General features: G+C 66.8%; 6 protein-coding genes. 1 reads left to right on the top strand and 5 read right to left on the bottom strand.

Annotated elements, in window-relative coordinates; all coding sequences use genetic code 11:
• Positions 1-178: 178 nt before the first annotated feature.
• Complete coding sequence (locus FAZ11_RS18065) at positions 179-793, bottom strand: superoxide dismutase (protein ID WP_058760135.1); 615 nt, start codon at positions 791-793, stop codon at positions 179-181.
• A 223-nt stretch (positions 794-1016) separates the two neighbouring features.
• Positions 1017-2366, bottom strand: coding sequence for a metalloprotease PmbA (pmbA, locus tag FAZ11_RS18060; protein ID WP_058772540.1), 1350 nt, complete (start codon positions 2364-2366; stop codon positions 1017-1019).
• Between the two features lie 92 nt (positions 2367-2458).
• Between pmbA and yjgA the strand changes: the two genes are divergently transcribed.
• Positions 2459-2983, top strand: a complete 525-nt coding sequence (yjgA, locus tag FAZ11_RS18055; RefSeq protein ID WP_058760133.1) for a ribosome biogenesis factor YjgA — start codon at positions 2459-2461, stop codon at positions 2981-2983.
• Positions 2984-3018: 35 nt separating this feature from the next.
• Here the strand turns inward: yjgA and tldD are convergent, their stop codons facing one another.
• The 3 genes from tldD to FAZ11_RS18040 form a co-directional block, all read right to left on the bottom strand.
• On the bottom strand, positions 3019-4464 hold the full coding sequence (gene tldD, locus FAZ11_RS18050) for a metalloprotease TldD (RefSeq protein WP_058760132.1): 1446 nt from the start codon (positions 4462-4464) through the stop codon (positions 3019-3021).
• Between the two features lie 120 nt (positions 4465-4584).
• Positions 4585-5427, bottom strand: coding sequence for a carbon-nitrogen hydrolase family protein (locus tag FAZ11_RS18045; RefSeq protein ID WP_058772541.1), 843 nt, complete (start codon positions 5425-5427; stop codon positions 4585-4587).
• Between the two features lie 40 nt (positions 5428-5467).
• A complete protein-coding gene (locus tag FAZ11_RS18040; RefSeq protein ID WP_058772542.1) occupies positions 5468-9295 on the bottom strand; it encodes a YhdP family protein in 3828 nt (1275 codons plus the stop codon).
• Positions 9296-9304: the final 9 nt, after the last annotated feature.

Genomic DNA, 9304 nt, shown 5'->3' with positions numbered 1-9304 from the left:
GAGTGTCGTCGTGGTCGAAGACAACTCGCGAGTCATTTCCAGGGCTTGAGCAATACGCATAAAAAATCCGGTGCTTGGAATCAAGCACCGGATTCTGTGCGCTGCCAGTCAGGCGTCAAGGCCGAACTCTTAACTGACTGGCATTAGCCCTAGGGCGGCTTTTTTATCGCGCATCGACTCAGGCGTTCAGCGCCGCTTCGTAGCGACGGGACACTTCCGGCCAGTTGATGACGTTGAAGAAGGCACCGATGTACTCGGGACGACGGTTCTGGTAGCGCAGGTAGTAGGCGTGCTCCCAGACATCCAGGCCGAGGATCGGGGTGTTGCCGGTCATCAGCGGGCTGTCCTGGTTACCGGTGCTTTCCACCACCAGCTTCTTCGCCGGGGTCACGCTCAGCCAGGCCCAGCCGCTGCCGAAGCGGGTCAGGGCTGCCTTGGTGAAGGCTTCCTTGAAGGCGTCGAAGCCACCCAGCTGGGATTCGATGGCTTCGGCCAGGGCACCCTCGGGCTTGCCACCGGCATTGGGGGCCATCACGGTCCAGAACAGGCTGTGGTTGGCGTGGCCGCCACCGTTGTTCTGCACGGCGCCGCGCTTGTCCTGGGGCAGCTTGTCCAGCTGACGAACCACTTCTTCGGCCGGCAGATTGGCGAACTCGGTACCTTCCAGGGCGGCGTTCAGGTTGTTGATGTAGGTCTGGTGGTGCTTGGTGTGGTGGATTTCCATGGTCTGGGCATCGACGTGCGGTTCCAGCGCGTCGTAGGCGTAGGGCAGCTGAGGCAGAGTGTGCGACATGCGGATTGTCTCCATGGTGGCTTTGGTATGGACCCACCGCAGCGAGGCGGCGGGAAGTACGGCTGGAGCGCGGTAGCGCCCCGACTGACCGTGAGCCCGTTCGGTCGCGTGATCCGACCGCGCGGGCTATGTCCTAGTGCATTGCTAGGATACTAACGAGTAACGGGGTGAGCTGTCTCGAATTCGACCGGATTTTCTCGCGACGACTCCCTCGGTGTCGTTTTCAGCTACCTGCGAGGGTCATGCCCTCGATCAGCACGGACCCGGTACGCAGGCTGCCGCGGTGTTCGACATCACTGCCAACCGCCACGATCTGGCGGAACATGTCGCCCAGCCGCCCGGCGATGGTGACCTCCTGGACCGGAAACTGGATCTCGCCATTCTCGATCCAGAAACCGCCCGCGCCGCGGGAATAGTCGCCGGTGACCAGATTGGTACCCTGCCCCATCATCTCGGTGACCAGGAAGCCGGTGCCCATCTGCCGGATCAGTTCGGCCTGATCGGCCGCGCCGTGGCTGACATGCAGGTTGTGCACGCCGCCGGCGTTGGCGGTGCTCTGCAGGCCCAGCTTGCGCGCCGAATAGCTGCCGAGCACATAGGACACCAACTGACCGTTCTCGACGAAGGGCTTGGCGTAGGTGGCCAGGCCTTCGCCATCGAAGGCCGCGCTGCCCAGGGCGCGTGGCAAATGGGGACGTTCGTCCAGGGTCAGCCAGTCGGGAAACACCTGCTGGCCCAGGGCGCCTTCGAGGAAGGACGACTTGCGATAGAGGTTGCCGCCGGAAATGGCGGCAAGAAAGGTGCCGAACAGGCCGGCGGCCATTTCCGGGGAAAACAGCACTGGGACCTTGGCCGTAGGCACCGGACGTGCCCCCAGGCGGCTCACGGCGCGCTCGGCGGCGCGCCGACCGATCTCCTCGGCGCTCATCAGCTCACGGCCGATGCGATTGACGTCGTAGTAGTAGTCGCGCTGCATGGCTTCGCCGCTGCCAGCGATCATCACGCAACTGAGGCTGTGACGGGTGCTGGCGTAGCCACCGACGAAGCCGTGGCTGTTGCCGTAGACCCGGCAGCCCTGGTGGGTATTGAGGGTGGTGCCGTCGGCATTACCGATACGGCTGTCGGCGGCGTAGGCAGCGGCTTCGCAGGCCAGGGCCTGCTCGATGGCCTGTTCGGGGGTGATGTCCCAGGGATGATAGAGGTCGAGATCGGGCAGTTCGCCACGCGCCATCAGCTCGGCGTCGGCCAGGCCCGCGCAGGGGTCCTCGGAGGTGTGCTTGGCGATGGCCAGGGCCGCCGCCACGGTCTCGCGGATGGCGTCCGGGCCGGTGGCGGAGGTGCTGGCCGAGCCCTTGCGCTGGCCCACGTAGAGGGTGATGCCGAAGCCCTGGTCGCGATTGAATTCGACCGTCTCCACCTCGCCCTTGCGCACGGAGGTGGACAGCCCCTGGTCGACCGAGACGGCTACCTCACCGGCGCTGGCCCCCTGGCGTCGGGCCTCGGCCAGGATGGCTTCGACCTGCTCGCGCAATTCGGGTAGCGCGGCGGGACCCACGGCGTCGTTGCGATTCATGACGTTCTCCTTACGGACGGCGCCGGCCAGGCCGGACAACCGTGCGGCAACTCGTTATGATGGCGCCCATTCTTAGCTGGACCCCATAGTTCATGGTTGATTCTTACGACGACGACGCGCCGCTGGGCGAAAAGAGCAAGACTCAGGTCAAGCGTGAATTGCACGCGCTGCAGGATCTCGGCGAACGCCTGGCTGGCCTGCCGGCCGAGCAACTGGACCGCTTGCCGTTGACCGATCCGCTGCGCAAGGCGCTGGCGGAGGCGCCCAAGCACAAGACGCACATCGCGCGCAAAAGGCATGTCCAGTACCTGGGCAAGCTGATGCGTGACCAGGATCTGGAAGCCATCCTGGCGCTGGTCGACCAGATGGACAGCTCCACCCGGCAATACAACGAGCGCTTCCATGCCCTGGAGCGCTGGCGCGACCGCCTGATCGCCGAGGGCGACGCGGCGCTGGAAGCCTTCGTGGCACTGTACCCGGAAACCGACCGCCAGCATCTGCGCGGCCTGGTGCGCCATGCCCAGCACGAGGCGGCGCACAACAAGCCGCCCGCGGCAGCGCGCAAGGTGTTCAAGTACATCCGCGCCCTCGACGAGACCCAGCGCGGGCTGCGCTAGGTCTCGCTGCGGCACGGCCAGCACGGGCATCGGCATCAGGCGCCGGTGCCGCCCACGGTGATGGCGTCGATCTTCAGCGTCGGCTGACCCACACCCACCGGCAGTGACTGGCCATCCTTGCCGCAGGTCCCTACCCCTGCATCCAGCGCCAGGTCGTTGCCGACCATGGAGACCCGGTTCATCACCTCGGGACCGTTGCCGATCAGGGTGGCGCCCTTCACCGGACGACCCAGCTTGCCGTTCTCAATCAAGTAGGCCTCGTTGGTGGTGAAGACGAACTTGCCACTGGTGATGTCCACCTGACCACCGCCCAGGCTGGCGCAATAGATACCCTTCTCCACCGAGGCGATGATCTCGGCCGGATCGCTCTGGCCGGCGAGCATGTAGGTATTGGTCATGCGCGGCATCGGCAGATGGGCATAGGATTCGCGCCGGCCGTTGCCGGTGGGCGCCACGCCCATCAGGCGGGCATTGAGCTTGTCCTGCATGTAGCCCTTGAGGATGCCGTTCTCGATCAGCACGTTGTAGCCGCTGGGCGTGCCTTCGTCGTCGATGGACAGCGAGCCGCGACGATCCGGCAGGGTGCCGTCGTCGACGATGGTGCACAGCGGAGACGCCACCTGGCGACCGAGCTGGCCGCTGTAGTTGGAGCTGCCCTTGCGGTTGAAGTCGCCTTCCAGGCCATGGCCGACCGCCTCGTGCAGGAGCACGCCCGACCAGCCGGCGCCCAGGACCACCGGCAGGGTGCCGGCCGGCGCCGCGGTGGCTTCGAGATTGACCAGCGCCTGGCGCACCGCTTCGCGGGCATAGCCCAGGGCACGGTCATCGCTCTGGAAATAGCGGTAGTCGCAGCGACCGCCGCCACCGCTGTTACCCCGCTCCCGCCGCCCGTTCTGCTCGACGATGACGCTCACGCCCAGGCGTACCAGGGGCCGGACATCGGCGGCCAGGGTGCCGTCGACCGCGGCCACCAGGGTCCGCTCCCAGACCCCTGCCAGGCTGATGGTGACCTGCTGGATCCGCGGATCCAGGGCACGGGTGGCCTCGTCTAGTTGCTGGAGGAAGGCGACCTTGGTCGCGCGATCCAATACGTCGAGCGGATTGTCCTGGCCGTAGAGACGCTGCGCTGGCTCCACCGCGCGAAACGCCTGAACCCGACCTTCGGTGCCGCTACGGGAAATTGAGCGCGCCGCCTGGGCAGCGAGGTCCAGCGCCTCGCCAGTGATGGCGTTGCTGTAGGCGAAGCCAGTCTTCTCGCCGGACAGCGCCCGCACCCCAACGCCTTGGTCGAGGTGGAAGCCGCCTTCCTTGACGATGCCATCCTCCAGCAACCAGGACTCGGAGACGATGCTCTGGAAATACAGATCGGCCGCGTCGATGCCGGGACCAGCCAGGCGCTGCAGCACCGGCTGCAGATCATCGACCGCGAGTCCGCCGGGACCGAGCAGGGCCGCGCCGACGCTTGTTAGGTAATCACTCATGGACACTCCAGACGACGCCGCCACGGGCGCCGGAACGATGAAAGGGTCGCGTCTCGGTCTAGCCTACTCGCGGAAAGCACCGATCCCTGATGCAAATGACCAATGGCCGTCATTGCCGTGCTATCCCTGGCGACCGGCCAGGTGCGCCGGCGCGAAGCGGCGATGCTGTTGCACCGGCATCCGCTGGCGCAGTTCGGCCTGGCGCTGCGCATCGCGCTCGATGAACAGCACCGCCTCGCCACTGGCCTGGACGGCGAGCACCTCGCCCCAGGGATCGACGGCCATGGCATGGCCCCAGGTGGTCCGGCCATTGGCGTGGACGCCGCCTTGGGCCGCGCCCAGCAGATAGCTCTGGGTCTCCACCGCGCGGGCTCGCAGCAACAGCTCCCAGTGGGCCTGGCCGGTCGGCACGGTGAAGGCCGAAGGCGCGCTGATCAACTCCGCGCCGGCCGCGCGCAGGGCGCCGTAGAGTTCAGGAAAGCGCAGGTCATAGCACACGCTCATCCCCAGGCGGCCGACCGGGGTGTCCACCACCGTGAGGGTCGCTCCGGCCGCATAGTGGTCGGATTCGCGATAGCTACCGTGGCTGTCGCTGACGTCGGCGTCGAAGAGATGCAGCTTGTCGTAACGGGCGACGCGTTGCCCTTGGTCGTCGTAGAGCAGGGAGCAGGCGCAGGGTTTGCCCGCCGTTGCGCCGTCGGGCAAGAGCGGCAGGGTACCGGCGAGCAGCCAGAGGCCAAGGGCACGAGCGCGCTCGGACAGCCAGGGCAGGATCTCGCCCTGGCCGAGCGCCTCCGCCCGGGCCAGCTCGGCAGGCGCCGGATGGCCGATGGCGACGAAGTTTTCCGGCAGTACCGCAAGCCGCGCCCCGCCTTGGGCGGCGCGTTCGAGCAGGCGCTCGGCGGCGAGCAGGTTGGCCGTCACCGCGGGGCCGCTGACCATCTGCAGGATGGCTATGGACATAGGTCACTCCAGTCTTCGCCGACCATGCTAGCAGGCTCTCTTATTCGACGGTCATCTTCGGATTCTGCCAGGGGCCTTCGATGTGATAGTTGATGCTGGCTATGCGGGTGAGACGATCGCCGATCAGGCGATCGACGATGAACAGCGCGCCGCCGACCACCGGGGCGCCCGCCAGCAAGGCCGCGAGCGGCAGCGCATTGCTCAACGGCAGGCCAACGCGCAAGTTGGCGTTGACCCTGTTATCGGCCATGTCCAGCACGCCACTCAGGCTCATCTCCGCGCCCGGACCACTCAGGGTGATGGGCTTTTGCGTGCGGAAGACGCCCTTCTGGGCCACGAGTACACCGGTGATGGTGTCGTAGCTCAGGCCCTGGCCGAACAGGTCGGAGAAGTCCAGACGCAGGCGGCGGCGGATGGATTCGAAATTGAGCAGGCCGAAGATCCGCAGCGCCGAGGCAGGCCCATCCACCTTGCGCAACTGGCCCTCGTGCAGACGCGCATCCAGGCTGCCATTGAGGCGGGCCAGGGCGACATAGGCCGGTGAGCCGGGCCAATTGACGCCGGCATTCAGGTGGAAATCGCGACTGGTCACGCTCGAGGCGAAGTTCCAGGCCAGGAGGATATCGGCGATGTTGCCGCCCGAGAGTCGGCCTTGGTAGTAGCTGTGGGTCGCTCCAGGGGCGCCCTCCCAGCGCAGATCGCCTTGCACCTTGAGGCCACGCAGATCGAGGTCCAGCGCGTTGAAATTGGCCCCAGCCGGCGAGGGCCTGATTTGCAGGTGCTGGGCGCCGACTGGCCGACCACCCAATTCGAAGCTATCGATGTTCAGGTTCAGCGCCGGCAATTTACGTGGATCGATGTCGGCCAGCGGATCGGGTCGCGGCGCATCGCTGACCACCGAAGGGTCGGCTGGCGTTTGGGGAATGCGCAGGTGCTGCAGATTGACGTCGATCGGCTGCCCGTTCTGCCGCGGCATCCGCACCTGGCCGGCGATGGTCTGACTGGCCAGCCCAAACTCCCAGGCGGTGTCCTGGGGTTCGTAGGTGAGACGTAGGTTGTCGATTTCCTGACCGAAGGCGAGGAAGCGATCGAAGGTGAGATCGCCACGTCCGAGACTGGAAAGGTCAGGGAGATTGCCATTGCCCTGCCCTGCCCCGCCACTGCCATTCGTGGCAGTGGCCACGTAGCGTTGATAGACGCCTTGCCAGGCGCTCAGGTCGAATTCAGCGAGCTTTCCACGCAGGTCGTAGCCGGAGCTGGCCGGCAGATTGGCGGTGCCACCGCCGAGCATGATCTCCCCGCGCCCCTTGGCGATGGCGGCCGGATCGAGCATCAGGACGGCGTCGGCGATGCCCTTGTAGGTCGCCTCCACGCGACGCTCACCCTCGTTGAGTGCTAGGCTGAAGAAGGCGTCGCGGCTATCGTCGGCGTTCTTGCCGAAGGGCGCCGGCAGGTCGATGGCCACCCCGCGCAGGTCAGAGGTGACCACCAGCTCGCTGTGCTCGGCCAGGGTCAGCCCGAGGCGATAGCCCAATAAGCCACGCGCCGGGATGGGGCGCCCCGCGCTCCCCAGCCAGCGGGCCAGTTGGTCGACATCCACGCGCCCATCCAGGACCAGGCGGGTACGCGGATCGTCGGCCTTGCCTTCGGCCAAGGCCTGGCCACGAATGGGCTGGTCGAAGACCCGCGCCTGGATGTCCGGAGCGCTCAAGCCGGTGCGGGTGTCGTAGCGGAAGGTGCCGCGGATGTCGGTCAGGGTCAGCTTGGGGTCCGCCAGTTCCAGGTGGGCCTTGTCCGGCGTCAGGTCGACCACCACCACCGGTGGCTGGGCCTTGGCCAGCGGGATGTCCAGATTCAGGCCGCTGTTGGGAAGCGCGCCCTCGCCTTTCCAGCCGGCGAAGACCTTGGCGGTCGGCAGCGGCGCCTCCTGCAGGATCTTCAAGCCGTCACGCACGCTGCTGTCGAGCCGGGCGGTGAGCTTCAGGTGCGGGGCGCTGCCGTCGTGCAGCAGCGGGATACGGGCCTCGGCGTCCCGCACGCGAGTGTCGAGGATGCGTCCTTCCGGCACCTGCACCTTGATGCCGTCGTTTTCGATGAACACCTCACCCCGGGCCTGGCGCAGCGCCGGCCAGCCGGGCTGATAGGCCAGCTGGGCATCATGTACCCGGAAGAACAGGCTCATGGTGCGCGAGTGCGCGGGCGAGCCGTGCCGCAGCGAGCCCTGGTACTGGAAGATACCCTCGTCGATACGCCCGCCGACGATGGCGGTGCTCAGCCATTGGGCAAGCTCCGGGCTGAATTGCGTCGCCGGCAGGCGCGTGGGCAGGTACTTGCGGGTATAGCTGGCATCGCCATCCTTGAGGCCGACCCGCAGGTCCATGTAGCTGTCCACCTCCGGATGCAGGCCGAGCTGGATGTGCATGTCGCCACTGGCGGCGCCTTCCGGACCGGTCACCTGCATCAGCGCACTGCCGAGGGTGAATCTCTGGCTGTCGAGGCTCCAGGTCAGCCGCGCCTTGGCGGTGCGATAGCGCCAGGGGTCCGGGAAGATATCGCTCAGGTAGAGCATGAAATCGGTAGTATCCAGGCGCAATTCGCCACCGCCGAGACTGCCACTGAGGCTACCGCTGATACCGTCGGCGGCGGGTGCGCCGTGATAGGCGGAAAAGCCTACCCGCTCCAGGTTGGTGGCGTAGCTGAGGCGCTCCGGCAGGGGCTGCTGCGGATAGAGATCGGCGTTGAGATTGCGTAGCCGGCCATGGGGGGCCAAGGCCTGTAACGCCTGGGCGAGCGGCGCGGGCAAGGGCGCCAGATCCCGTGCCAGGCGCGCGGCCTGGGCGAGATCGAGCTGGTCGCCACGCACCTGCAGGTGCTGGGTGTCACCGTCGTAGGCGAGGCCGTAGCGACCTTCCAGCGGCTTACCGTCGAGCTGGGCCTTGAGTACCAGGGCCGCCGTTTGCCTACTGGCGGCGGCGCCCTGTTGGCCAGCGTCCAACTCCAGGCCTTGCAGACGCACCGGTGGGCGATCGGCATAGGCGAGCGTCAGGTCAGCGGCCCGCAGGCGCAGGTAGGAGTCTTGCAAGCGTCCCTCGGCCCAGTCGAACCAGAGCTCGCCGCTGGCCTGGGCGCGCTGCAGGCGCCACTGCTTGGTCAGGGTGGCCGGTACCCAGCGCGACCAGTCGCTGGCGGGCAGGCTGACATAGCCTTCCAGGCGACTGGCGCGCCAATCGTCAAGACGTGGCGTGCCGTTCAGGTGCGCCGCCACGGTGCCGCCATCGGGCAGCCGGAAGCGACTCGCCAATTCCAGGGAACCGCTCAATTGCCGCGAGAGACTGGCCTCGAGGTATCTGAGGGTGACCGGTGACCCCTGCTGCGGAATCAGGCTGAGCTGGCTGTCCAGCAGGCTGGCATGGTCCAGCCGGCCCAGGGCGTCGAGCAGTGGCGCCGGATCGAAGGGTTTGGCCTCGGGCGCGCGCGGTGGCAGGCCGCGCAGTTGCCAGTGGCCCTGGGCGTCTTCCTGCAAGACCAGATGGACGCCATCGACCTGCAGCGCCTTGAGCCGCAGTTGCCAGTGCCAGAGGCTGCCGAAGACATCCGGCACCACCTTGAGGTAGTCGAGCTGGACGCTCCGCTCTCCCCGTCCCAGGCTCAGATCGCGGAGCACCAGCACCGGATTCCAGATCGCCCAGTGACCTTCGAGGCGGCCCAGACGCACCGGCTCGCCCAGCGCGGTCGACGCCCGTGCCTCGACCTCGTTGCGATACTCCCCGATCCAGGGCATGAGCAACCGGCCCAGGCCCACGTAAAGCGTCATCAAGGCGAGCAGCGACAATGCCAGGATCAGCGCACCACGCTTGAGCAGGGACATCAACGGGCA

Origin of the sequence: Pseudomonas rhizoryzae (assembly GCF_005250615.1) — a bacterium.
In the GTDB taxonomy this organism is placed as follows: domain Bacteria; phylum Pseudomonadota; class Gammaproteobacteria; order Pseudomonadales; family Pseudomonadaceae; genus Chryseomonas; species Chryseomonas rhizoryzae.
The sequence above is the reverse complement of the archived record's forward strand: the minus strand, read 5'-3'. Positions and strand labels throughout refer to the sequence as shown.